Here is a 22,277-nt window from a genome sequence, read left to right as displayed (position 1 = left end):
TCCGGGCTCTAAACAGTGTTATGTCAGTAGCCACACAGTGTTGCGTAGCGGTCTTTGTGGAAACCGGTATCGCCGAATATCTGCATGGCCGTGCGTGCGCGCTTGAGAAAGAAACCGATTTCCAGCTCATCGGTCACACCGATGCCACCGTGCATTTGCACGGCTTCATTAGTGGCGAGCTTGGCCAGTTCATTCAAATTGGCCTTGGCCAGACTGGCCATCAGCGCCAGCTGCCGGGGCTGCTCATCCACGGTAGACAGGGCCTGCAACACCACAGACTGCGCCAGCTCCAGCTCAGCCTGCAGGCGCGCCGCGCGGTGCTGCAGGGCTTGGAAGCTGCCAATGGGTACGCCAAACTGCACTCTCTCTTTGAGCCATGCCACGGTGCGTGCGAAGACTTCCTCAACGCTCCCCAGCATCTCCGCAGCCAAGGCGATTCTGCCACGATCAAGCACGTCCTCCAGCCATGTACCGGCTTCACCTGCGGTACCGATAACCTGTGCGCCGGAAATGGCGACATCGGTAAAGCGGATGTTGGCCGTATTCCGGCTGTCGGCCATGACGGTGCGCTCGATGGCAACACCGGCTGTGTCGCGCGGCACCATAACCACCGAGAGGCCGTCGCGGCTGCCGGGGTCGCCGCTGCTGCGGGCCACCACCAGCAGGGTATCTGCCGAGTGGCCGTCGAGCACAAATACCTTTTCTCCGCTGAGCGCAAAGCCATCGCCCGCCGTTTCCAGCCGCGTGGCAATATGCTGGGGTCGATGATGCGGTGATTCCTCCAGCGCGAGGGCCAAAGTGAGTTCACCCGCCGCGACCTGGGGGAGATACTCGGTTTTCTGGGCCGTGCTGCCGCCGAGCAACAGGGCCGATGCGCCCACGACCGCGGTGGCGAACAGCGGGCTCGCTGTCAATGTGCGGCCGCTCTCCTGTAGCACAACACCGAGGCCACTGAAGCCGAAGTCAAGGCCGCCAAACTCCTCCGGCAGTATCACGCTGGCCCAACCCAGCTCGGCCATTTGCTGCCAGAGTGTGGCGTCGTATCCCAGCGGGTCGCGGCTGTCACGCAGTGCGCGCAGTGCGCTCACGGGTGCCTGTTTCTGCAGGAATTCCCGCGCGGTCTCAGCCAGCAAGCGCTGCTCTTCATTCAATACCAGTGCCATGCTGTACTCCTCAGGACTCGGTGGCGGCTTTGGGCGCCTGCGGCAGTTGCAGGACGTGGTTGGCGATGACATTCAACTGCACCTCGCTGGTACCGCCGGCGATGGTCATGGCTTTGGACATGGCCCAGAGCCGCGTTGTGTCGAGTTCTTCCGTGGTGAACCCGGGCGCCTCCCAGCCCAGGGCGCGCGTCCCCATGATTGCCAGCAGTAGCTCGTTTTTGTCTTTCACGGCTTCTGTGCCGAGGTACTTCATTGCCAGGCCGACACTGCCCTTGATGCCCGCAGCGCGCTCTTCAAAGCTGCGCATGTGGGTCAGGCCGATGGCGTGCATGCGCATCTCGTAGTCGGCGAGGTCGCTGCGCAGTTGGTTGTCGGCGATGCGCCCGGCGCTGAATTCGAGGTAGCGTCGCGCGGCCTCGACGGGCGCGATTTCCTGACGTGGGGAGTCGCCGCCAATTTCCGCCATCAGTTTGCGCTCGTGCACCAGCAGCGCCTTGGCGACCGACCAGCCGTGATTCAGCTCGCCGACCAGGTTGCTCTTGGGCACGCGCACATTGTCGAAGAACGTCTGGCAGAACTCCGACTCGCCGCTGATCAGTTCAATGGGCGTCGTGCTGACGCCGGGGCTTGCCATGTCGATCAGGAGGAAACTGATGCCTTCCTGCTTTTTTACATGGGGATTGGTGCGCACCAGGCAGAAAATCCAGTCCGAGCGGTCTGCGCCAGTCGTCCAGATCTTGCTGCCATTGACCAGGAAGTGCTCGCCCTGGTCTTCGGCACGGGTTTGCAGGCTGGCGAGGTCAGAGCCGGCTGCCGGTTCAGAGTAGCCCTGGCACCAGCGGAATTCGCCGTTGACGATAGCGCGCAGGTGTTGCTGCTTTTGCTCTTCGCTACCGTATTCGAGCAGTGCCGGGCCGAGCATCCACAGCCCCAGGCTGTAGAGGGGCGTGCGCGCCTTGATGCGCTTCATCTCTTCTTTTAACACCCGGCCCTGCTGCGGGGTCAGGCCGCCGCCGCCATAGGCCGCTGGCCATTCCGGCGCGGTCCAGCCGCGGTCGCGCATGCGCTCAAACCAAACCCTGGCATCTTCGCTGGCAAAGCGGCCGCGGCGGCCGCCCCAGTACTGTTCTTCGGGTGTATTGGGCAGCCGCTGTGAGGCCGGACAATTGGCGTCCAGCCACTGCCGCGTCTCTTCTCTAAACTGGTCCAGGTCTTCCACGCTGTATCTCCTGTATGACGGCCCTGCGCACCTTCCCCGCAGGGCTCGCGCTTCGAGTGTGCCAAGGGTAATGACCGGGCGGCCATAAGCAACGATTGACCGCGCAGCGCAGGCCTAGATGCGGAGCTGGTATAGAGCAGCAAACCCTCCACACAGTAACAATCTCGGTAGCTGAGTTCAGTGCCGCGTACCGCGCGAATTGACGCTTCTATTGTGTCTGGTACATGCTCGCCGCCTGATTATCGATAACGAGGACAGACGATGCAGCGTTTCAGTAACAGGGTAGTTCTGGTCACGGGTGCCGGCAGTGGAATTGGACGTGCCGCCGCAGTGCGTATCGCTGCTGAGGGGGGCAGCGTGTACTGCGTGGATATCAGCCAGCCAGGGCTGGATGAGACCGTGGCGAGCATTACGGCGGCCGGCGGTGAGGCTGCGGCTCGGTGCTGTGATGTCGCGGATGAAAACCAGGTCAAGGAAACGGTCGCCGCCTGTGTGGCGCACTACGGCAGCCTGTATGCGCTGGTCAACATGGCGGGCATTCTACGTTTCGACGACACGGACGCGATCGCTGTTGAGGCCTTCCAGCGAGTCATTGCGGTAAACCTTACCGGTACGCTGCTATTGTGCCGGGAAGTGCTGCCACATCTCATGGAAACGAAGGGCAGTATTGTCAACGCTGCGTCTACAGCTGCTCTCACAGGTCTGCCGTGTGGAGCGGCTTATTCTGCCAGTAAGGGTGGCGTTCTGGCGATGACGCGCAGTATTGCGGTGGAATTCGCCAAGCGCGGTGTACGTGCCAACTGCGTGTGTCCAGGGGATATCAACAGCGGCATGACTACCGGGATCGAGTGGCCACCCAACATGGACTTCGAGTTGATTGCACGCATCACTTCCCTGTCCGGAGCCAAGGATGCGGAGGTGATGGCCGGTGTGATTGCCATGCTCGCCTCTGAAGACGCGGTACACATCACTGGTGAAGACATCCGGGTCGACGGCGGGATGTTGTCCTGATATGTCACTGTGCGCAGCGCGCCCTTTTTCCTGCGGGGCGGTGCTGCGTCTAGTCTGAATCACTCAACTCGACGCTGACATCGCGCTGCTCGTCGCCACGGCGTAGCGAAAGGCTGACTGTGTCGCCAGGCGTGTGTTGCTCAATCAGGCTCAGGTAGTCGTCGTTGCTGCGCACGGCTTTGCCATCGACGGCGGTGATGATGTCCCCCAGGAGAATTTCACCGCGGGCGTTGCGGTAGGCGCCGCGTATGCCCGCACGATCCGCCGGCAAGCCGGGGAATACCCGCACAACGGGTAGCCCTTCGATGCGGTAGCGACGTATCCAGCGGTCGCTCGCGAGCTCCAGGCCAAGGCTCGGCCGCTGGATGCGACCGTAGCTGATCAGCTGTGGCACCACTTCCCTGACCGTATTCACGGGAATGGCAAAGCCGATACCGGCGCTGGCGCCGCTGGGGCTGTAAATTGCCGTATTCACGCCGACCAGTTGACCCAGGGAGTTGAGGAGAGGGCCTCCCGAGTTGCCCGGGTTGATGGCGGCGTCGGTTTGAATCACGCCGCGGATAGTGCGGTTCCCCGGGGCACGGATCTCGCGCCCCAGCGCACTGACAACACCGGTGGTGAGGGTGGTATCCAGACCGAAGGGGTTGCCGATCGCGAGCACTTTGCGCCCGACACTGAGTTCCGAGGAGTCGCCCAGCGGCAGCGTGGTCAGGCCGGCCGGCGGGTTCTGGATACGCAGCACCGCGAGATCTTTCTCCGGCGCCACACCAATGACCTCGGCATCAAATTTACTGCGGTCCTGCAGGGTGACAGTCAAGCGGTGAGCCCCGGCGATGACGTGAAAATTGGTCACAATCAGGCCGCTGGGATCCCAGACGAAACCCGTTCCCGAACCACGCGGTATCTCGTGTACGTTGAGGGAAAACAGGTCGCGTCGCAGCGCCTTGTTGGTCACGAAGACGACCGCCGGACTCGCCTTGCTGAAAATTTCCGTGCTGTTGGCTTCGTCCTCGGTGGCGAAACTCAGGTAGTCCATGTTGGCAGCGAGGGCTGCTGGCCATAGCAATATCAGCCCCAATGCGGCCCACCACTGCTTCACAGCTGTCCCCCTTTATCCTCGGTGAAAGCTGTCTGGAAGGCGCGAATGCGCTGGGTATTGGCGCCGATATCACCCACCCCGACGCGTGAAACGGAACGCAGGTCGACAACGCTGCCGTCGGCAGTAGAGCGAATGCGTACCGCGACATCGTCCTTGAAGCCCATGATGGCGGTGGTGTCGACCGCTTCGAAGCGCCAGGCATCAGGGTCCTGCCAGACGACCTCCCAGCCCAGCTGTTCGGCGATGGCAAGGGCGTGACGGTAGGCGTTGTCCGCACTGCGCTCGCTGCGCAGGGATTGCAGGTCCGGGTAGGCTTCCTGTTGTGCGCCGAGGCTGTCAGGTTTGATGTCCAGCGAATTGCTCTGGGGCCCACGCAGTGTGGCGGCGTGAGAGAAGGTCGGCGGGTCACTCAAGTCCGTGGTGATGTCGTGAATGGCGGGGTAGTCGCCGCGCCCTGCCGCCAGCGAGAGGAACAGCAGGGTGCCGGGCAGGGCGCAGGCGATGCCGAGCAGCAGCTGCCTGCGTTGCGACCGGTAGCGCGGCAGTGCGCACAGTAGCGCCAGTATCAGGGCCGAGACGGTTGCCAACAGACAGGCCAGCGCGTACAGCAGCAGTCCCTGCTGCCACAGGCCAGCGCGCACGACCAGCACTGCCAGGGGCAATGCCAGCAGGAGCAGTGCCGTGAATGCGAGCAGCCAGACGGGCAGGCGGGGAGGACGTTGAGAGGCAGTCATGGTGAACTCCAGGCGAGTCGTGGTGGGGGATGAGAATACTATTACGAGCGGTGTTGTGCGAGGCCCGCAAGCGGTTCAACAGAGCAGCCATGCATCCCTGTTTTTCACGCCGCGCATTGAGCTTCGCAGGGGCATTTGCTTAACTCCGGCGCTCACAGTAATAACAGGCCCATAGCGGGCGAAGGAGCAGCAGTATGGGACGAGTCGCCGGAAAAGTCGCCATTGTCACGGGTGCCGCCAGTGGCATGGGCAAGGCGGATGCCGTTTTGCTGGCCGCGGAAGGCGCGTCGGTGGTTGTCGCCGACCTGAATGAAGCTGACGGTCAGGCCGTTGCCGACAGCATCGGCGAGCACGCCCGTTTCATGCGCCTGGATGTGTCAGACGAGGACAATTGGCGTCAGGTCATTGCCGATACCCTGAAGGTGTTCGGGCGCCTGGATATTCTGGTCAACAACGCCGGTATGCTGACCATCGCCTCGATTGTGGACACCGATCTGGCGATGTTCCGCAAGGTGCAGGCGGTCAACAGTGAGGGTGTTTTTCTCGGCTGTAAACACGCCATTCCCGCCATGGAGCAAAGCGGTGGCGGTTCTATCGTCAACATGTCGTCGGTGGCGGCCATTCAGGGCATTTCTTTTGCCGCAGCTTACAGCGCCAGCAAGGGTGCGGTGCGCTCCATCACCAAATCCATCGCCATGTACTGCAAGGAGCGGGGCAACGGTATTCGCTGCAACTCGATTCACCCCGATGGGGTGCGCACGCCCATGGTGATCAAGGCGGCCACCGGCAAGGATACCGCCTCCGAGGAGGAGCTGGCGTCGCTGAAGGATGCTGACATGTGCAACCCCGAGGATATCGCCCAGATGGTGCTCTATCTCGTCGCGGACGAGTCCGGTTTCGTCAATGGTGCCGAGATGTTGATTGACAACTGTTCTACCATTACGCCGCCGGTCGGCTTGTCCTAGGAGGTTCCATGGAGAAGGTGCAGTATTGCCTGTGGCGTGTGGCCGCAGTGGGAGAAGATGCGTTTCGTGCGGGACTGCTGGCGGATCTGGTGCCGGCATTGCAGCGCCTGGAGTCTGTGCGCGGTTTGCGTCTGGCAGTAGTGGATTCCGCTGTGGCGCCTGCAGCGGACAAACGCCTCGCCAGTGGCGGCCCCTTGCCGGATGCGCTGCTTTCAGTGTGGTTGGACGATGCCTGGCGCAGGCCGCAACCAGCGGCACTGGTGCCCGAGCTGGTTGCCCGCAGCCACGCGTGGCTGGTGGCCGAGGCCGAGCCGATCGTCAACGACACGCAGCCGCCGGGCGTTGACGCGCGCGTGACCGGCTTCTGCCAGGTCGCTCTGCTGCAGCGTCCTCCCCGGTTGACAGTGCCGGAGTGGCTCAATATCTGGAAAGGCAGCCACTGGCAGGTGGCCATCGACACCCAGTCCACCTTCGGTTATCGTCAGAATTTAGTGGTCTGTGCCCTCGATGAGGGTGGCCCGGCGCTCGACGCGATCGTCGAGGAGGACTTTCCCGCCGACGCTATGACATCCGCACACAGTTTCTACGCCGCGCAGGACGACGCGACGCTGGAGGCAAACCAGAATGCCATGATGGAAAGTTGTGCGCGCTTCATCGACTTCGACCGGATCGACGTGGTGCCGATGAGCGCGTACTGGTTCAGCCCTGCTGCAGGGCCCTGATACGATCCTCCAGCGGCGGATGTGAACGGAAGAGGGCGGAAAAGCCCTCCTTCATCTGCTCGCTGATGCCAAAGGCAGTCAGCTCACCCGGCAGATCCTGGGGCAGGCCCTGCTCGGCACGCAGGCGCTGCAGGGCTGCTACCATCGCGCCGCCACCGGCCAGCCTTGCGCCGGCCGCATCCGCACGGTATTCGCGCCAGCGCGAGAACCAGAACACGATCATGCTGGCGAGTAAGCCCAACACCAGTTCCGCAACGATCGTGACCACGTAATAGCCGATACCGTAACCGCGCTCCGTTTTGAAAATGACGCGGTCCACGGTGTGTCCGATAATGCGCGCCAGAAACATGACGAAGGTGTTCACCACGCCCTGGATCAGGGTGAGTGTCACCATGTCGCCGTTGGCTACGTGGCCGATTTCGTGTGCCATGACCGCGCGCACCTCAGCGGGCTGGAAGCGCTCCAGCATGCCGCTGGAAACCGCGACCAGTGCCGCGTTGCGGTTCCAGCCGGTGGCGAAGGCGTTGGCTGCCTCCGAGGGAAAAATCCCCACCTCGGGCATGCCGATGCCGGCCTCCTCGGCGAGTTCCCGCACTGTATCGAGCAGCCACTGCTCGTCTCGATTGCGTGGCTGTTTGATGATGTAGGTCCCGGTGCCCCGCTTCGCCAGCCACTTGGAGAGAAACAGCGAAATGAGTGAACCGCCGAAGCCGAACAGGGCGCAGAAGATCAGCAGCGGACCCAGGTTCAGGTCAACGCCGTTCGCGGCAAGAATGCCCTCAAGGCCCAGCAGATTGAAAATAATGCTGACCAGTACCAGTACGGCGATGTTTGTGGCAAGGAAGAGCAGGATTCTCATGGTCGTTGTTTCACCTCGTGGTGGTTGTTTTAGCCCCGGTTTGACCGGTAGCTCATGGATTCTGTTCCGTCTCTGTGAGTAAATCCTGCTCCGCGTTCGGTAGCGGGTGGTGGCTGGCTTCGATAACCGGTTCGCCGCGCCCATCGGTTGGCGCCGCCACGACTTCCCCGCGCAGTGCCACATCCTTGCTGCTGAGCTCGAACAGCAGGTTGACGCCCTCATCGTGATGCTTCAGGCGCGCCACCTGACGGGCGTCGCGACCGTCTACCCAGCTTTTGCTTTTGCCCCAGTAGTGGCCAAGCTGATTGCGGACGACAAATACCTCACTCATGACTCTCGGGCTCCTCTTAGCAGTGTGCGGCGCGCAGTGTAAAGAGTCGTCACGATGCACACCAGCCTGCATTGCGCCGCCTGCTCTACCCCAGCAGGAAGTCTTTGGCTTCGTTCACCTTGGCAGCAAGGTAGTGGTTGCCGCCGCGGTCTGGATGCAGTTTTTGCATCAGGCTGCGGTGCGCGGCAACAATATCATCATCCGTAGCCTCATCGCCGAGGCCGAGAATGGCCAGTGCTTCGCTGCGGCTGAGCCCGCTCTGGCTGTGCGGCGGCGGCCTGGAGCCCTGATGACCAAAATCGGTCTCGCCCGGGAAGCGCTGCTGCAGATAGCTGTCCAGAAGTTGTACAGAATCACTGTCCTCCTGCCGGCAATACTGCAGTAGGGATTCCAGTTGCGTACGATCCAGTTCATCGAGTCGCCAATCCTTGAACGGGCCGGTCAGCACCTCGCCACTGAGCTTGCCGCTGTCATGGTCCAGATGCATACGCAGCACGGCGCTGTCCACAGTGGATTGTCGGCCTTGCCCCGCGCTTGTCGATGAGTTGCGCAGTGAAGAGAGCATCGGAAACAGCCGTATCAGCAGGGGCAGTAGCTGCCTGCCTGCCACCAGCAGGCCGGTGAGCGCAGCGCCAACCCAATGCATGCGCCCGGTTAGCGTAAGAAATAAAACAACAATAGCGACTGCCGCCAGCCCGAGCTTGATGTACTGTGCCTTGCGCTTGTGGGGTGGCAACGATCGCGCGCGGACATAGAGGATGTACAGGACTGCGGCAATGGCCAGCAGGAGCAGAAGTCTCGGCACGTAGGCCCTCAGGGTTTCAACTGTTGAAGCAGCAGTCTAGCACCTTGGCCGGGGTGATTCTCCAGCGCTTCGCGGCCACCCGAGGCATAGCAGGCCACGGCGCCAAGCAGATCGGCCAGGGTGTTCGCGCTGTGCTGATCGAAACGCGCCCATGCCCCGCCGCTTACGCGCGCCATGGACTGAAAGGTGTTCTGCACAGCGGGGTCGCGACCTTCCTGGAACAGAAACAGCGGCAGTTTGCGCAGGCCGCACTGTCCCGCGAGCTGGCAGACATCATCTGCCGGCTCTTCCAGCGCATCGCCAATAAATACCAGGCCGCGTACGGGGTTTTCCTGATGTACGGTGAGGGCGTGACGCAGCAGGCGCCTGATTTGCGTGTGACCGCCCTGGCAGCGCACACGCGCCATCTGCTGCGCCAGGGCGTCGCTGTCAGTCAGCCACGGGCTTGCCTTGAATTCCTGAAAACCACGGTAATAGCACAGCTGAATGCTGATCGCGGCCAATTGGCTGGCACTGTGGAACATGGCGGCCTGTCGGTCGCGCGCCATGGCCCAGGTGGGCTCGCGACTGGCGGTGGCGTCGATGGCGAAGACAAGCCGTGGCTGTCGTTGCGCAAAAACGGCAACGGCCTTGGCGGTGCCGAGAAAAGCCTGGATGTCCTGTGAACTGGAGTTTCGCGCAGGAGGTTTCGCCATGGCGGAGGCTGCGTCAGTGCCGCGGGTCGAGCTTGCCCAGGCGTTCCAGCTCCGTGAGATACGTGCGCCGTTCGGCCAGCTCCGCAACGGCGCTGCGCAGGCTGCCCTCGTCCAGTTGCGGCTGTTGTTCCTGCCCGGCGACAAGTCGCCACAGTTTGCGGCTACACAGCGCTCCCGGGTTGAATGTTTCGCTATTTGTGTTCATGTTGAAGTCCTTGTTCTTCCCAGTCAGACCTGGCGCTGACACTTTGGTTCACTGCATGGGGGTGCTTCTGCCTGCACATTAGGGCAAAAGTGTGACAGTACAGTGGCAGCGCTGCGGGAATGCCGTCAGGACAGCTTACACCCGCTACACCAGAAACGGGAAGGGCAGTACACTGGCGTATTTATCAGGTAGAGGTTAGCCGCATGAGTCTGTTTGATATTCGCAAGAAACACGCATTGCCCGATGCCGGCTCCGCCTTGCCGGGCCGCAGTGAAGCCATGCCTGTGCCCGCTGCGCACTTCGTCAACGGCCACCCGCTGCAAGGGCCTTTCCCTGCGCCGTTGCAGCAGGCTGTGTTCGGCATGGGCTGCTTCTGGGGTGTAGAGCGCCTGTTCTGGCAATTGCCCGGCGTGTACATCACTGCAGCGGGCTATGCTGGCGGCCCTACGCCCAATCCCACCTATCAGGAAGTGTGCAGCGGTGGTACCGGGCACACCGAGGTTGTGCTGGTGGTGTTTGATCCCGCGCAGATCGCCTACGCTGAGCTCCTGCAGCGATTCTGGGAGGGCCACGACCCCACTCAGGGCATGCGGCAGGGTAATGACCGGGGCACACAATATCGCTCCGCCCTGTATACCTACGGCGATGAGCAACAGGCACAGGCGCTGGCGAGCAGGGATGATTTCCAGCGGGCGCTGGAGCAGTCCGGCTACGGTGCGATCACCACCGAGATAGCGCCGGCCCCCCCGTTTTACTACGCCGAAGAGTACCACCAGCAGTACCTGGCGAAGAATCCGGGTGGCTACTGTGGCCTGGGGGGGACGGGGGTAAGCTGTCCGGCGGGCGTGCATGCCAGGCGCGAAACCTGAAGCGCGAGGGGCGGCACCCAAAGCCTGCCACACTGCCCCGATCGCGGTATTTTGTCGCCTTGTCGGCGCGACGCAAAGCTTGCTTTAATCCAGACTAATCGCTGTTAGTATAAGCGATCGCGCTGTAACGATAATCATAATAGTGAGGTGCAATAGATGTTGATGGTGAAGCAGAAAACGTCCCGGATGTCCGTTCTGTCTCTGGCTGTGGCCGCTGCCTGCGCGGCAGCTGTGCCCAAGCCTGTGCTCGCCCAGGGCATGGTGCTTGAGGAGGTTGTCGTGACAGCACGCAAGCGCGCCGAGAGCCTGCAGGAAACGCCGCTGGCGGTGACCGCGCTGGATGCCACGGCCCTGCGTGAGGCGGGCGTACGCAACCTCGCCGATCTCAATACGCTGGCGCCCAATATCGACGTGGTTGAGGCCAACGGCTCGGCGCCGCTGGCGAGCGTATACATTCGCGGTGTCGGCCAGCGCAACACGGGGGAGAACATTGACTCTGGCGTGGGCATTTATATCGACGATGTGTACCTCGGCCGACCGGATGGCGCGTTGCTGGACCTGAATGACATACAGTCGGTACAGGTATTGCGCGGCCCCCAGGGCACCCTGTTTGGCAAGAACACCACCGGTGGCGCGCTGGTGTTTACCACCAACAAGCCGGTGGATGAGCTTGAAGGCTCGGTGGGCCTGCGGGTGGGGAACTATGACCGACTGGACACGGAGTTCGTGCTCAACGTACCGCTGACCGATTCAGTCTGGACGCGCGTGTCCGGAGTGACCCGCAAGCGCGATGGCCAGATTGAAAATCTCTTCGACGGCGAAGATTACATGGACGAGGATCGTCAGAGCCTGATCTGGCAGACCCGCTGGGCGGCCACGGAAGACCTGGTGCTCGACCTGAATCTGAACTGGGCCGACACCGACCAGAAAATGCGCCCGCAGAAGTGCGTCAACGTGGAGGGTGCCAACGGCTGGCAGGCGGCCCTGTTTAACACGATTGCGATTGGTCCCGCCACGGGCCGCACGTTGGCTGACTTCTGTGAGGACGCAGCACAGGCCGGTGGCGGCGATCCGCGCACCGTGATCTCCGACCTCGGCGGTGACTACAAGGCCGAGAACCGCGGGGCGTCCCTGGTGGCGGAGTGGGCCATCAATCCGGACCTCTCTCTCAAGAGCATCAGTGCCTATCGCTTCACCGAAGCGTCACAGAATGATGAGCTCGACCATACGGGCATACCGTTTCTGCACCGCACCAATACGGTACACCCGCAGGGTGGTGCCGGAGAAAGCGACCAGTACAGCCAGGAGTTCCAGCTCATTGGCAGTGCCTTCGATGATCGCATGCAGTATGTGACCGGTCTGTTCTGGTATCAGGAGGAGAGCGGCGGACGGCAGAGCATCAGTTTCCTGGGTCCGTTCGATCCGGCGATCGCCAACCTGTTCTTCCTCAATATTTCCCCCAGCAGCCTGACCGCGAAGAACGATGCCATCGCTGCTTACGCGCAGGTGGAGTGGGAGTTCACGCCGCAGTGGCGCACCACGCTCGGCCTGCGCTATACCGATGAAAGCCGCGACCTTCGGGTACAGGACTACGCGATCGACACTAGTACGCTGGATGCCAACGGGGGCGCAGCAATCCCGGTGGGGGGCGGTCTTTTCGTGGTGCAGCGACCGGGATTTGAGTACAACCCGGCTTTTATTCTCGATGAGAGTGACCTGCGCCAGCGCAAGATCTCCAACAGCGATGTCACCCCCATGGCCAGCGTTCAGTATCTGATCGGGGAGAGTGAGTGGCTGGATCAGGGCAGCCTGTATCTCACCTACAGCGAAGGCTTCCTGTCCGGGGGGCTGTCCGAGTCGCCCACCGGCGAGCTCGAGCCCTTCGAGCCGGAGGAAGTGCAGAATATCGAGCTGGGTTTCAAGCTGGACTTGCTCGATCGCCGGTTGCGGCTCAACGGCGCGCTTTTTTACAGCGACTACACCAACCGCCAGTTGACCACGCTGGTCATCAACCCGGAGGTGAACTCGCCGTCACCTGCCACCATCAACGCGGCGGATTCGACGATCAAGGGCTTTGAACTGGAGACTACCTGGTTGGCGACCGACAGGCTGATTATCGGCTTTAACGCGACCTTCACGGATGGTGAAATCAAGGAGTTCATGGACACGCAGATCACCATTGCGGACACTGCACAGCCACCGGCCGCGAACTGCGTGCGCGCCGACCTCAGCCTGATACAGGTCGATTCCTGCCCCAACGACCGTTCCAGTGAAAACCTGCCACGCCTGCCCGAGCAGAGCTACCTGCTGTCGGCGCAGTATGCACTGGATACCGCCTGGGGCACCTTCCTGCCGCGCATCCAGGCCAGCTGGAAGTTCGATATGGAGTTCTGTTTCGATGCGCTGAGCTGTACCACCGGCCTCTGGTTTGAAGATGAACAGTTCGAACTCAGTGCCCGTCTGGGCTGGACCTCTACCGATGAACGCTGGAGTGCTTCGCTCTACGGTACCAACCTCACCGACGAGGACTACATCAACGGGGGTATCGCCCTGGTGGAGTCTTCCGGTACCGGTGGTTTTGCGGTGGCGCCGCCACGCATGTACGGTGCTGAAATTCAGTACCGGTTCTAGGCGCGCCTACAGCGCTCGCGCAAGCAGTGCCGCGACCGCATTCTCCACCCGGAGAATGCGGTCGCCCAGTGTTATCTGACGACAACCCGCCATCAGTAACTTCTCCACTTCATAGGGAATGAAGCCGCCCTCGGGCCCGACAACGAGCACGGTGTTTTCCGTCAAAGCTGTAGGTGCCAGCGGTCCCGCGCCCGGATGCGCGAGCAAAGCGCACTGCCCTGCAATAAGTCCTGGAAGTACATCCTCGACAAAGGGCTTGAAACGCCGCTGCAAATGCACAGCCGGCAATACGGTGTCGCGCGCCTGCTCCAGCCCTTGCAGCAGATACGCCTCGATCACCTCCGGCGCCAGCACCGGGGTTTGCCAGTAGCTTTTCTCCACGCGGTAGCTGTTCAGCAGGTGAATCTCGCGTACGCCGAATTCCGCCGCGCTGCGCAGGATACGCCGCAGCATTTTCGGCCGCGGTAGCGCCAACAGCAGTGTCACCGGGCGTTTGGTTGGTGCGGCGTGCTGCAGCTGTACCTGCAGCGTGGCGCTGTGCGAGTCAATGGCTGCAAGCTCGGCCGTGCCCATAAGCCCGTCGATTTGCCCCACCTGCAGCACGTCGCCGGGTTTGGCCTGCAGCACCTGTCGCAGGTGTTGCGCGCGGCGGCCGGTGACGCGCAGCTCCCCCTCGGGTGAGCACTCATCGGGCCTGAACAGCAGCAGGTTCACCGCAGTGCTAGCCGGCCCAGAGGTCGTAATCGTCGGCGGCAGTGACTTCGGCTTCCACGAAGTCGCCGGGCTGGAGATCGGTGACGCCGTCGAGGTAGACCTTGCCGTCAATTTCCGGGGCGTCCGCCGTGGAACGGCCGATGGCGCCTTCGTCGTCCACTTCGTCGATGAGGATTTCAATCCTGCGGCCGATTTTGGCCTGCAATTTCGCGGCACTGATCTCCTGTTGCAGGGCCATGAAGCGCTCCCAGCGTTCCTGCTTCAGCGTTGCCGGCACCTGATTCGGCAGATCGTTGGCGGGTGCCCCGGCGACCGGCGAGTACTGGAAACAGCCCACGCGGTCCAGCTGGGCCTCGCGCAGGAAGTCCAGCAATACCTCAAAATCCGCATCGGTTTCCCCCGGGAAGCCGACAATAAAGGTGCTGCGCAGGGTGATGTCCGGGCAGATCTCGCGCCAGCGGTGAATACGCTCCAGGGATTTTTCCGCGGCCGCCGGCCGCTTCATGCGCTTGAGCACACTGGGGCTGCCGTGTTGAAAGGGAATATCGAGATAGGGAAGAATCTTGCCGTCCGCCATCAGCGGCAACACGTGGTCGACATGCGGGTAGGGGTAGACGTAGTGCAGGCGCACCCAAATGCCGAACTCCGCAAGCCCTTCGCACAGCGATTGCATGCTGGTTTTCATTGGCCGGCCGTTCCAGAAGCCTGTGCGGTATTTCAGGTCTACGCCGTAGGCGCTGGTGTCCTGGGAAATGACCAGCAGTTCCCGCACCCCCGCCCGCGCCAGCCGTTCGGCTTCTTCCATGACCTCACCGATCGGGCGGCTCACCAGGTCGCCGCGCATGTGCGGGATGATGCAGAAGCTGCAGCGGTGGTTACAGCCCTCCGATATTTTCAGGTAGGCGTAGTGACGCGGTGTCAGTTTCACCCCCTGGGGTGGCACCAGGTCAGTGTAGGGGTCATGCACCGGCGTGTGCGGCACGTACTGGTGTACCGCACCGACTACCTCTTCATAGGCGGCAGGCCCGGTCACGCTGAGCACCTTCGGGTGCAGCTGGCGGATGGCCTCGGCATCGGCCCCCTTGCCCATGCAGCCGGTCACGATCACCCGGCCGTTCTCGCTCAAGGCTTCGCCAATGGCATCCAGCGACTCCTGTTTGGCGCTGTCGATAAAACCGCAGGTATTGACCACCACGAGTTGTGCATCCTCGTAGCTCGGTACAATGTCGTAGCCATCCAGTTTGAGCTGGGTCAGGATGCGCTCGGAGTCCACCAGGGCTTTGGGGCAGCCCAGGCTGACGAAGCCAATGGTTTTCTTGTCGGTGTTGCTCATGCTGTTTCCTGTGGAGGACTCGCCTGCGGCGGTATCACCGCGCCGTCAGGGGGCGGTGTGTACGCTGGCGGGAGGCGTTGCTCGTGGGCGCGATGATACCCGATAGGCTGCCGTCGTGCAGAGTGAAAAACGCGGTAATGCTGCCCCAGCTGGGCGCCCCGGCTGGGCGCCCCCGGCTGGGCGCCCCCTAAAACGCCTGGCTGGCCTGTGAGGCGAAACTGCGCACGCGCAGTTCCCGCTGCAGCTGCTGTTGTAGCAGGAGCCCGTCATCCCGGTTGAGGAACTCTCCCACGCGGATGGATTCGCCGGCGCTTTGCAGGCTGAGTCCTGGCGCGTCCCAGGGGTGGCGCTCTGGCTGGATACTCAAGCCGGTTTGTGCGCGGGCAAAGGTCCAACTGTGCCGGGGCAGGTAAAAGCCTTTGTCGATGCGCACCGTGCTCGCGTCCAGGGTGATGACATGACGATACTGCAGTTTCCAGTTGACGTAATAGAGTGAGCCACCCAGCGCTGCCAGCTCCAGTCCGGCGAAGGGCAGAATGACCCAGGCGCCCGCCAGCGCAAAGCCGATGCCAGCCCCCAGCGAGGGTATAGCGAGCGCCAGCAGCACCAGCTTGTTGGTACGCCAGCTTGCGGACTGGTTGGGTTTGGCGACGATGGTGACGGTTTCACCCTCGCAGTTGCGAATGACCACGCGGCGGCCTCTGCAAAATTTGTCCCAGTCTAGTACAGTCGCGGCGCGCTGGCATGCATGTCCCTGTTTTGACCAGCGACAAAACGCCGCGTGTACGCTGGGCGCGGCCGGCCCTTGGCGCTACACTTGAATCATGAGTACCTCATCGACAGCCGAGCTGATCAACGCCCAGGCACTTGCCGCGACGACGGATGCCGTGGTTGTCGACTGCCGTTTCGTGCTGGGTCAGCCCGCGGCGGGATACGAGGATTATTTGCGCGGGCACATTCCCGGTGCGCATTACCTGCACCTGGAAAGGGATCTCTCCGGCCCCGTGGGGCCGCACGGTGGGCGGCATCCACTGCCCGCTGCGCAGCAGCTGGTCGTAAAGCTGGCGTCACTGGGTATTGCGCCAGGCACCCGGGTCGTCGCTTACGATGCCTCTCGCTTCGCCTTTGCCGCGCGTTTCTGGTGGCTGCTGCGGTCCCTGGGTTATCGCCCGCCCGCGTTGCTCGATGGTGGCTATGCCGCCTGGCTGGCTGCCGGCGGCACCAGCGAGCAGTGCGTGCCACAGCCCCAACCCTGCGCCGTGCCCGTTGTGGAGGGCTATGCCGGTGTCGTGGATATTGCCGAACTGGGGGTACTGCAGGCCGCCGGCTCGCCGCTGCTGGACTCGCGTGATCCGGCCCGTTATGCGGGCCTGGAAGAACCACTTGATCCGGTGGCGGGACATATACCCGGCGCGCTGAATATGCCCTGGCAAGCGGTGTCGGATTCCCGTGGGTTTTTGCTGGATGACAGGCAACTGGCTCAACACTTTGCGGCGCTGCCCGAAGGCGCGCCACGCGTGGTGTACTGCGGCAGCGGTGTCACCGCTTGCGTCAATCTCTTCGCACTGGCGCGCTCAGGGGACGAACGCGCGCGGCTGTATGCCGGCAGCTGGTCGGATTGGTGCAGTTATCTGCCGGCCGATTAACGCCTCAGAAATCGGGCGGGCAGGCTTCCTGTAGCCAATCGCCGGTGGTGGGGTGTGTGAAGCCGAGCTCGCTTGCATGCAGCAACAGGCGGGGCGCCATGGCCAAGGCGGCCTCATGGGCATACATGTCACAGCCGAGAATGGGGTGACCCAGCTCCCGGCAGTGAATACGCAACTGGTGTGAGCGGCCTGTCTGGGGCATGAGCTGCAGCCGTGTGCGGTCGGCTTCGCGCGTCACCACTTCAAACCAGGTAATGGCTTCGCGACCCGTCTCGAAGCAAATTTTCTGCAGCGGCCGGCGTTCCCAGTCGCTGACGATGGGCAGGCTGATTTCGCCGCGGTCGCGTGCTACCACACCCCACACCACCGCCTCGTAGCGCTTGTATACCAGTCTCTCCTGGAACTGGCGGCTCAGGTTGGCGTGGCAGGCGCGGTTCAGTGGAATCACCATGATGCCTGAGGTGTCCAGGTCAAGGCGATGCACCATACTGGCCTGTGGGTAAGTCTGCTGCAGTCGGCTGATCAGGCAGTCGCGGTTGAGGGGGTGGCGCCCCGGCACACTGAGCAGGAGGTGGGGCTTGCGCACCAGCAGCAAGTCGTTATCGGCGTAGAGAATGTGAATCGGCTCCTGGCTGTGCGGCACCAGGTAGGGCGGGAGTTCATCTTCACTGCTCACGCCGCTCAGGCGACCGTTTTGCCCAGTGCGCGCTGATAGGCGGCAATGGCGTTGGCGAGGCCCAGGCGCAGGGCATCAACGGTCAGGGCATGCCCAATCGAGACTTCGAGCAGGCCCGGCACGCGGCTGAATGCCGGCAGGTTGTGCAGGTCCAGGTCATGCCCGGCGTTCACCCCCAGCCCGGCCTCGGTCGCCGCTTCCGCAGCGCGGATGTAGCGCTGCAGTACGGCATCGACGTCGGTGCGGCTGGCATACGCCCGGGCATAGCTTTCGGTATAGAGTTCAACGCGATCGGCACCCAGCTCCGCGGCGAGGCGCATTTGTGCCGGCTCCGGGTCCATGAAGAGGCTGGTGCGGATCCCCAGTGCCTTGAGCTCCGCCACCAGCGGCGCAATCCTGTCGCCGTCCCTGCGCAGGTCGAAACCGTGGTCTGAAGTGAGCTGGTTGTCCCCGTCCGGCACCAGAGTTGCCTGTGCGGGGCGGATCTCGCGCACCAGCGCCATAAAGCCGGGGTAATCGCTGACACCCGCGCGGTCGCTCTTGCGCGGCCCGGTCATCGGGTTGCCCTCGATGTTGAATTCCACGCTGAGCGTGGCAGCCAGGTCGTAACAATCCTGCACCCGGATATGTCGCTGGTCGGGACGCGGGTGCACCGTGATGCCATCGGCCCCGGCGTCGATACAGAGCTGTGCGTGCAGCGGTATGTCGGGGTTGCGGGTATCGCGCGAGTTGCGAATCAGGGCAATCTTGTTCAGGTTGACGCTGAGAGCTGTCATTCGCTGCCCGCGCGCTGAATGCTCTCGATCAGGATGGGCTCCACGGGAACGTCCTGGTAGCCTGCCCACTGGCGCACGGGGCTGGACGCGATGTAGTCCACTACCGACATGCCCTCAATGACTTCCCCGAATACCGTATAGCCCTCCTGGCCCGGCGACCAGTCCAGTCGCAGGTTGCTGCGCTGGTTGATGAAGAACTGCGCAGTCGCCGAGTCCGGGTCGCCTGTGCGCGCCATGGCCACGGTGCCGCGGACGTTGTGCAGACGGTTGCGCGATTCATTGACAATCGGCTCGCCGGTTGCCTTTTCGGTCATGTCGGGCAGGAACCCGCCACCCTGCACCATGAAATCGGGGATGACCCGGTGGAAGATCGTGCCGGCGTAGTGTCCGCTATCGACGTAGCTGAGAAAGTTGGCAACAGTCACCGGCGACTTTTCCCGAAACAGGCGCAGGGTAATGTCACCTTCACTGGTCTTGATTGTCACGATGGGGTCATTGCCCGCCGCCTGTTGCGACCAGGCCGGGTTCAAAGCCAGCATCAACACAGCCAGCAGACTGAGGGTGTATTTCATCAGTGGAATTCTCCGTTGTGTCACTCAGGCCCAGCCATCATTGCGCCGGCGCTTTGGCCACAGGCGCGGCACCACCAGGGTGATCACCACCCCCAGCAGCACGGCCAGGGCGCCGTCGATAAAAGCGCTGCTGCGCAGATTTTCCTGCAGGCGCTGGTTCTCCGCGCCGAGCATGTCGGCCTGAGCGCGCAGGTTCTCCACATCTTCTACCAGGCGCCGGTTCTCGGCGTCCAATTCCAGTGAGCGCCCGGATATCTGCTTCAATTGCGCCAGCTCCTCGGTCACCGCCTGCAGTGTGCCATCGGCGCTGTCGATGCTGGTCTCAAGCTCGCCGCGCACCTGTTTCAGCTGGTTCAATTCCTCTGTAAGCCCTGCATTCTGCTCCGCCAGTTGCTCTGCACGCGAGCGCGCCGAGTCCACCTGGTTTCTGGCCGGGACACTGGTCATCAGGTATTGCGAACGCACCCAGCCGGTGGTGCCGCCCTCGGTGGTGATCTCTGCCCAGGTGCCGTCTTCCGACTCGCGGCTCACGGTGAGCTGAGTGCCGGAGGGGATGCCGCGGTGAACGATACGGAACTCGTTGCCCGCACCACTGCGCACGGGAATGTACTGGGTGTCACTGATGTAGCGGATATCCTGTGCCTGCGCCGCGGCGCTGCAGAGGATGGCGAACAGGGAAACTATCAGAATGTGCGGCAAAACGCGGGTCCTTCTCTGCAGGCGATCAGTAATTCGCCAGTTTATCACTGCATGCCGCTCAGGGCAGCACGCGCTTGTAGGGTTTGACGACAACCTGCCGGAACACGCCAGCGGCCACGTACGGGTCGCTGTCCGCCCAGTCCGTGGCTGCTTCCAGGCTGTCAAACTCGGCGATGATCAGGCTACCGGTAAATCCGGCGCTACCCGGGTCCTCGGTGTCCAGCGCCGGGTGTGGCCCTGCCGCCAGTAACCGGCCGTCATCGACCAGCTGCTGGATACGTTGCAGATGGGCTGGGCGGGCGGCCTGGCGCAGCGGCAGGCTGTTGTCGACGTCTTCACACATGATGGCGTAGAGCATGCAGCGTATTACTCCTGGTTCTCAGCAGGTTGGTCTTTCAGGTGTGGCGCCACCAGCCAGGCCGTCAGCCCGGTGAGCAGTACGGTGAAGAGGATGGCGGAGTAGAGTTTGTAGCTTACCCAGGTGGCCTCACTGTAGCCGTAGGCAACCACAAGATTGAGGCCGCCGACCACCGTGAAATGTGCTACCCAGAGCAGGTTGAGCCGGGTCCACACCGGGTGCGGTAGCTGGATCTGGCTGCCCAGGGTGCGCTCCATGAGGTTGCGCTTGCCGATGAACTGCGAGGCGGCGAATGCCAGCGCCAGGGCCCAGTTGAAAATGGTCGGCTTCCACATGATGAACAGTTCATTGTGCAGGAACAGGGTGGCGGCCCCGAATCCGCACACCGCGAGCCCCACCCAGAGCAGCCGTTTTTCCAGCTGGCGGGTGATCACCCAGGTGAGCAGTAGTTGCAGTACGGTCGCGGCCATCAGCACCGCGGTGGCGGTGAATATGCCGTCGATGGTGTGGCTCCACCCGTACAGGGTGACAGTGTCGCCGTCCATCTGGTAGACGATGAAGAACAGCGCGATGGGGAGAAATTCCAGCAGTTGTCTCATGAAATCAGCCTGGCCCTGGCATGTTAGGATGGACGCTTCAGGCGGCAGGGCCACTGCGCTGCGCGCCAGCCGTTTCCGCGATTTTGGAGTGTAGAGTCTGTGTTGATCGACTTCCATACCCACACCACCGCTTCTGACGGCGCCCTGTCTCCCGCCGCATTGCTGGAGCGGGCGCGTGACAGGGGTATACGCCTGCTGGCGATAACCGATCACGATACGGTGGCGGGTTATCGCGCGGTGGCGGAGGAGTATAACGCCACTGCCGGCGAGATGCGCGTGGTACCGGGTGTGGAGTTGTCCTGTGTCTGGTCCGGTGTGACCGTGCACGTGGTGGGACTGGGCATGGACTGCGACCACCCCGTGTTGGCCGCGGGCCTGGCGCGGCTTGCGGCGGCACGCTCGGAACGCGCTCGCGTTATTGCCGAGCGCCTGGCGAAGCTCGGTTTCCCCGGCGCCCTGGAAGGGGCTCTGGCAGAGGCGGGCGAAAGCCAGCTGGGACGCCCGCATTTCGCGGCCTGGATGGTCGCCTGCGGGCATGTAAGCAGTGTTGCCAGGGCATTCGACCGCTACCTCGGGCAGGGCAAGCCCGGGGACGTCAAGGCCTTCTGGCCCGAGCTTGCGGAGGTCACTGCGTGGATCGTGGCGGCGGGGGGCGTGGCAGTGTTGGCGCATCCGCTCAAATACAAGTTGACGCGCAGCAAGCTGCGGCGGCTGGTGGCTGATTTCACGAGCGCTGGCGGCAACGCTGTGGAGATACTCAACGGTCGCCAGACCCCGGATCAGAGCCGGCAGTTGCGCCAGCTGGCGCTGGAGACCGGGCTCGAAGTGTCCGCGGGCAGTGATTTCCACCAGGACGCCGCCTGGGGCGCCGAAGTCGGTGTAGAATTGCGCCATCTCGGTGGTTTGCGCGGCGTGTGGCAGCGCTGGCTGCCGCCCGATGGCTGCGCGGCAGGGGAGTCAATGTGAGCCAGTTTTTTCAGATCCACCCGGAAAACCCGCAGGCGCGATTGATTCGCCAGGCCGCGGACATCGTGCGGAGCGGCGGCGTGGTGGTCTACCCCACCGACTCCGCCTACGCGCTCGGTTGCCAGATTGGCGACAAGGCCGCGCTGGATCGCATTCGGCGTATCCGGCGCCTCGACGACCGGCACAACTTCACCCTGGTCTGTCGCGATCTTTCCGACATCGCCAATTACGCCCGGGTCGATAACACCGTCTACAGGCTGCTCAAGGCCTGCACGCCGGGTGCCTATACCTTCATTCTGCGCGCCACCTCGGAAGTGCCGCGCCGCCTCATGCACCCCAAGCGCAAAACGGTGGGCCTGCGCATCCCGGACAACATCGTGGCCATGGCGCTGCTGGCCGATCTTGGCGAGCCCATGATGAGCGTGACACTGATCATGCCGGGCGATGAATTGCCGCTGATCGACCCCTACGAGATTCGCGATGTGCTCGAGCACGAGGTCGACCTGGTGATCGACGGCGGCTACTGCGGGTTGGAGCCCACCACTGTGGTGGATCTGGCGGACGAACTGCCCATCATTCTGCGGGCCGGCAAAGGCGATGTGACGCCTTTCGAGGTCTGATCGGGTATAC

At 62.7% G+C, this 22,277-nt stretch carries 26 protein-coding genes; 8 read left to right on the top strand and 18 right to left on the bottom strand.

Annotated elements, in window-relative coordinates; translation table 11 throughout:
* Positions 1 to 23: 23 nt before the first annotated feature.
* Together EGJ68_RS14470 and EGJ68_RS14465 are read right to left on the bottom strand one after the other, a co-directional pair.
* Positions 24 to 1,163: an acyl-CoA dehydrogenase family protein gene (locus EGJ68_RS14470; protein ID WP_123035254.1), complete on the bottom strand. Its 1,140-nt coding sequence runs from the start codon at positions 1,161 to 1,163 to the stop codon at positions 24 to 26.
* A 10-nt stretch (positions 1,164 to 1,173) separates the two neighbouring features.
* Positions 1,174 to 2,382: an acyl-CoA dehydrogenase family protein gene (locus EGJ68_RS14465; protein WP_123035253.1), complete on the bottom strand. Its 1,209-nt coding sequence runs from the start codon at positions 2,380 to 2,382 to the stop codon at positions 1,174 to 1,176.
* 261 nt (positions 2,383 to 2,643) lie between these two features.
* On the opposite strand from EGJ68_RS14465, the gene EGJ68_RS14460 reads away from it, so the two are divergent.
* A complete protein-coding gene (locus tag EGJ68_RS14460; RefSeq protein ID WP_123035252.1) occupies positions 2,644 to 3,393 on the top strand; it encodes an SDR family NAD(P)-dependent oxidoreductase in 750 nt (249 codons plus the stop codon).
* 49 nt (positions 3,394 to 3,442) lie between these two features.
* Here EGJ68_RS14460 and EGJ68_RS14455 read toward each other — a convergent pair whose 3' ends face one another.
* Positions 3,443 to 4,429 carry a S1C family serine protease gene (locus EGJ68_RS14455; protein WP_123035351.1) on the bottom strand — a complete coding sequence of 329 codons (987 nt, stop codon included), beginning with the start codon at positions 4,427 to 4,429 and terminating at the stop codon, positions 3,443 to 3,445.
* Positions 4,430 to 4,488: 59 nt separating this feature from the next.
* Complete coding sequence (locus EGJ68_RS14450) at positions 4,489 to 5,226, bottom strand: DUF1499 domain-containing protein (RefSeq protein WP_123035251.1); 738 nt, start codon at positions 5,224 to 5,226, stop codon at positions 4,489 to 4,491.
* Between the two features lie 194 nt (positions 5,227 to 5,420).
* Between EGJ68_RS14450 and EGJ68_RS14445 the strand changes: the two genes are divergently transcribed.
* Together EGJ68_RS14445 and EGJ68_RS14440 are read left to right on the top strand one after the other, a co-directional pair.
* A complete protein-coding gene (locus EGJ68_RS14445; RefSeq protein ID WP_123035250.1) occupies positions 5,421 to 6,191 on the top strand; it encodes a glucose 1-dehydrogenase in 771 nt (256 codons plus the stop codon).
* An 8-nt stretch (positions 6,192 to 6,199) separates the two neighbouring features.
* On the top strand, positions 6,200 to 6,913 hold the full coding sequence (locus EGJ68_RS14440) for an EthD domain-containing protein (RefSeq protein WP_123035249.1): 714 nt from the start codon (positions 6,200 to 6,202) through the stop codon (positions 6,911 to 6,913).
* Here the strand turns inward: EGJ68_RS14440 and htpX are convergent.
* The 5 genes from htpX to EGJ68_RS14415 all read right to left on the bottom strand — a co-directional run bounded on the left by htpX (position 6,891) and on the right by EGJ68_RS14415 (position 9,808).
* On the bottom strand, positions 6,891 to 7,772 hold the full coding sequence (gene htpX, locus EGJ68_RS14435; protein WP_123035248.1) for a protease HtpX: 882 nt from the start codon (positions 7,770 to 7,772) through the stop codon (positions 6,891 to 6,893). The genes EGJ68_RS14440 and htpX overlap by 23 nt on opposite strands.
* Positions 7,773 to 7,824: 52 nt before the next feature.
* Positions 7,825 to 8,103, bottom strand: coding sequence for a hypothetical protein (locus EGJ68_RS14430; RefSeq protein WP_123035247.1), 279 nt, complete (start codon positions 8,101 to 8,103; stop codon positions 7,825 to 7,827).
* Positions 8,104 to 8,188: 85 nt separating this feature from the next.
* The gene (locus EGJ68_RS14425; RefSeq protein ID WP_123035246.1) at positions 8,189 to 8,908 is read right to left on the bottom strand and encodes a J domain-containing protein; all 720 of its coding nucleotides are present in this window, start codon (positions 8,906 to 8,908) and stop codon (positions 8,189 to 8,191) included.
* Between the two features lie 8 nt (positions 8,909 to 8,916).
* On the bottom strand, positions 8,917 to 9,603 hold the full coding sequence (locus EGJ68_RS14420; protein ID WP_123035245.1) for a VWA domain-containing protein: 687 nt from the start codon (positions 9,601 to 9,603) through the stop codon (positions 8,917 to 8,919).
* 13 nt (positions 9,604 to 9,616) lie between these two features.
* Positions 9,617 to 9,808 (bottom strand): hypothetical protein, encoded by a 192-nt coding sequence (locus EGJ68_RS14415; RefSeq protein WP_123035244.1) that lies wholly within the window; start codon positions 9,806 to 9,808, stop codon positions 9,617 to 9,619.
* 203 nt (positions 9,809 to 10,011) lie between these two features.
* On the opposite strand from EGJ68_RS14415, the gene msrA reads away from it, so the two are divergent.
* Both msrA and EGJ68_RS14405 read left to right on the top strand, forming a co-directional pair.
* Positions 10,012 to 10,677: a peptide-methionine (S)-S-oxide reductase MsrA gene (msrA, locus tag EGJ68_RS14410; protein WP_123035243.1), complete on the top strand. Its 666-nt coding sequence runs from the start codon at positions 10,012 to 10,014 to the stop codon at positions 10,675 to 10,677.
* Positions 10,678 to 10,833: 156 nt separating this feature from the next.
* The gene (locus EGJ68_RS14405; RefSeq protein ID WP_123035242.1) at positions 10,834 to 13,308 is read left to right on the top strand and encodes a TonB-dependent receptor; all 2,475 of its coding nucleotides are present in this window, start codon (positions 10,834 to 10,836) and stop codon (positions 13,306 to 13,308) included.
* 6 nt (positions 13,309 to 13,314) lie between these two features.
* Here the strand turns inward: EGJ68_RS14405 and EGJ68_RS14400 are convergent, their stop codons facing one another.
* From EGJ68_RS14400 to EGJ68_RS14390, 3 genes are all read right to left on the bottom strand, one after another.
* On the bottom strand, positions 13,315 to 14,022 hold the full coding sequence (locus EGJ68_RS14400; protein ID WP_123035241.1) for a 16S rRNA (uracil(1498)-N(3))-methyltransferase: 708 nt from the start codon (positions 14,020 to 14,022) through the stop codon (positions 13,315 to 13,317).
* A 7-nt stretch (positions 14,023 to 14,029) separates the two neighbouring features.
* Positions 14,030 to 15,355: a 30S ribosomal protein S12 methylthiotransferase RimO gene (gene rimO, locus EGJ68_RS14395; RefSeq protein WP_123035240.1), complete on the bottom strand. Its 1,326-nt coding sequence runs from the start codon at positions 15,353 to 15,355 to the stop codon at positions 14,030 to 14,032.
* Positions 15,356 to 15,542: 187 nt separating this feature from the next.
* Complete coding sequence (locus EGJ68_RS14390) at positions 15,543 to 16,046, bottom strand: DUF2244 domain-containing protein (RefSeq protein WP_123035239.1); 504 nt, start codon at positions 16,044 to 16,046, stop codon at positions 15,543 to 15,545.
* A 133-nt stretch (positions 16,047 to 16,179) separates the two neighbouring features.
* Between EGJ68_RS14390 and EGJ68_RS14385 the strand changes: the two genes are divergently transcribed.
* Positions 16,180 to 17,001, top strand: coding sequence for a sulfurtransferase (locus EGJ68_RS14385; RefSeq protein WP_123035238.1), 822 nt, complete (start codon positions 16,180 to 16,182; stop codon positions 16,999 to 17,001).
* A 4-nt stretch (positions 17,002 to 17,005) separates the two neighbouring features.
* On the opposite strand, the gene EGJ68_RS14380 is transcribed toward EGJ68_RS14385, so the two are convergent.
* Genes EGJ68_RS14380 through EGJ68_RS14355 form a run of 6 tightly spaced genes read right to left on the bottom strand, consistent with a single transcriptional unit; the run spans position 17,006 to position 20,681 of the window.
* Positions 17,006 to 17,677 carry a pseudouridine synthase gene (locus EGJ68_RS14380; protein WP_233248839.1) on the bottom strand — a complete coding sequence of 224 codons (672 nt, stop codon included), beginning with the start codon at positions 17,675 to 17,677 and terminating at the stop codon, positions 17,006 to 17,008.
* Between the two features lie 5 nt (positions 17,678 to 17,682).
* Positions 17,683 to 18,453 carry a pyridoxine 5'-phosphate synthase gene (locus tag EGJ68_RS14375; RefSeq protein WP_123035236.1) on the bottom strand — a complete coding sequence of 257 codons (771 nt, stop codon included), beginning with the start codon at positions 18,451 to 18,453 and terminating at the stop codon, positions 17,683 to 17,685.
* The gene (locus EGJ68_RS14370) at positions 18,450 to 19,025 is read right to left on the bottom strand and encodes a peptidylprolyl isomerase (protein ID WP_123035235.1); all 576 of its coding nucleotides are present in this window, start codon (positions 19,023 to 19,025) and stop codon (positions 18,450 to 18,452) included. The genes EGJ68_RS14375 and EGJ68_RS14370 overlap by 4 nt, the downstream gene beginning before the upstream one ends.
* Before the next feature lie 24 nt (positions 19,026 to 19,049).
* Positions 19,050 to 19,724, bottom strand: a complete 675-nt coding sequence (locus EGJ68_RS14365; RefSeq protein WP_158283681.1) for a TIGR04211 family SH3 domain-containing protein — start codon at positions 19,722 to 19,724, stop codon at positions 19,050 to 19,052.
* Positions 19,725 to 19,782: 58 nt separating this feature from the next.
* On the bottom strand, positions 19,783 to 20,082 hold the full coding sequence (locus EGJ68_RS14360) for a YciI family protein (RefSeq protein ID WP_123035233.1): 300 nt from the start codon (positions 20,080 to 20,082) through the stop codon (positions 19,783 to 19,785).
* A gap of 8 nt (positions 20,083 to 20,090) precedes the next feature.
* Complete coding sequence (locus EGJ68_RS14355; protein WP_027949042.1) at positions 20,091 to 20,681, bottom strand: inner membrane-spanning protein YciB; 591 nt, start codon at positions 20,679 to 20,681, stop codon at positions 20,091 to 20,093.
* Positions 20,682 to 20,780: 99 nt separating this feature from the next.
* On the opposite strand from EGJ68_RS14355, the gene EGJ68_RS14350 reads away from it, so the two are divergent.
* Positions 20,781 to 21,647 carry a PHP domain-containing protein gene (locus tag EGJ68_RS14350; protein WP_123035232.1) on the top strand — a complete coding sequence of 289 codons (867 nt, stop codon included), beginning with the start codon at positions 20,781 to 20,783 and terminating at the stop codon, positions 21,645 to 21,647.
* Positions 21,644 to 22,267: an L-threonylcarbamoyladenylate synthase gene (locus EGJ68_RS14345; RefSeq protein ID WP_123035231.1), complete on the top strand. Its 624-nt coding sequence runs from the start codon at positions 21,644 to 21,646 to the stop codon at positions 22,265 to 22,267. Before EGJ68_RS14350 ends, EGJ68_RS14345 begins: the two co-directional genes overlap by 4 nt.
* Positions 22,268 to 22,277 lie beyond the last annotated feature (10 nt).

The organism is Haliea alexandrii, assembly GCF_003719295.1.
GTDB classification, from domain to species: Bacteria; Pseudomonadota; Gammaproteobacteria; order Pseudomonadales; family Halieaceae; genus Haliea; species Haliea alexandrii.
This window is presented reverse-complemented; position numbering and strand designations above follow the sequence as displayed.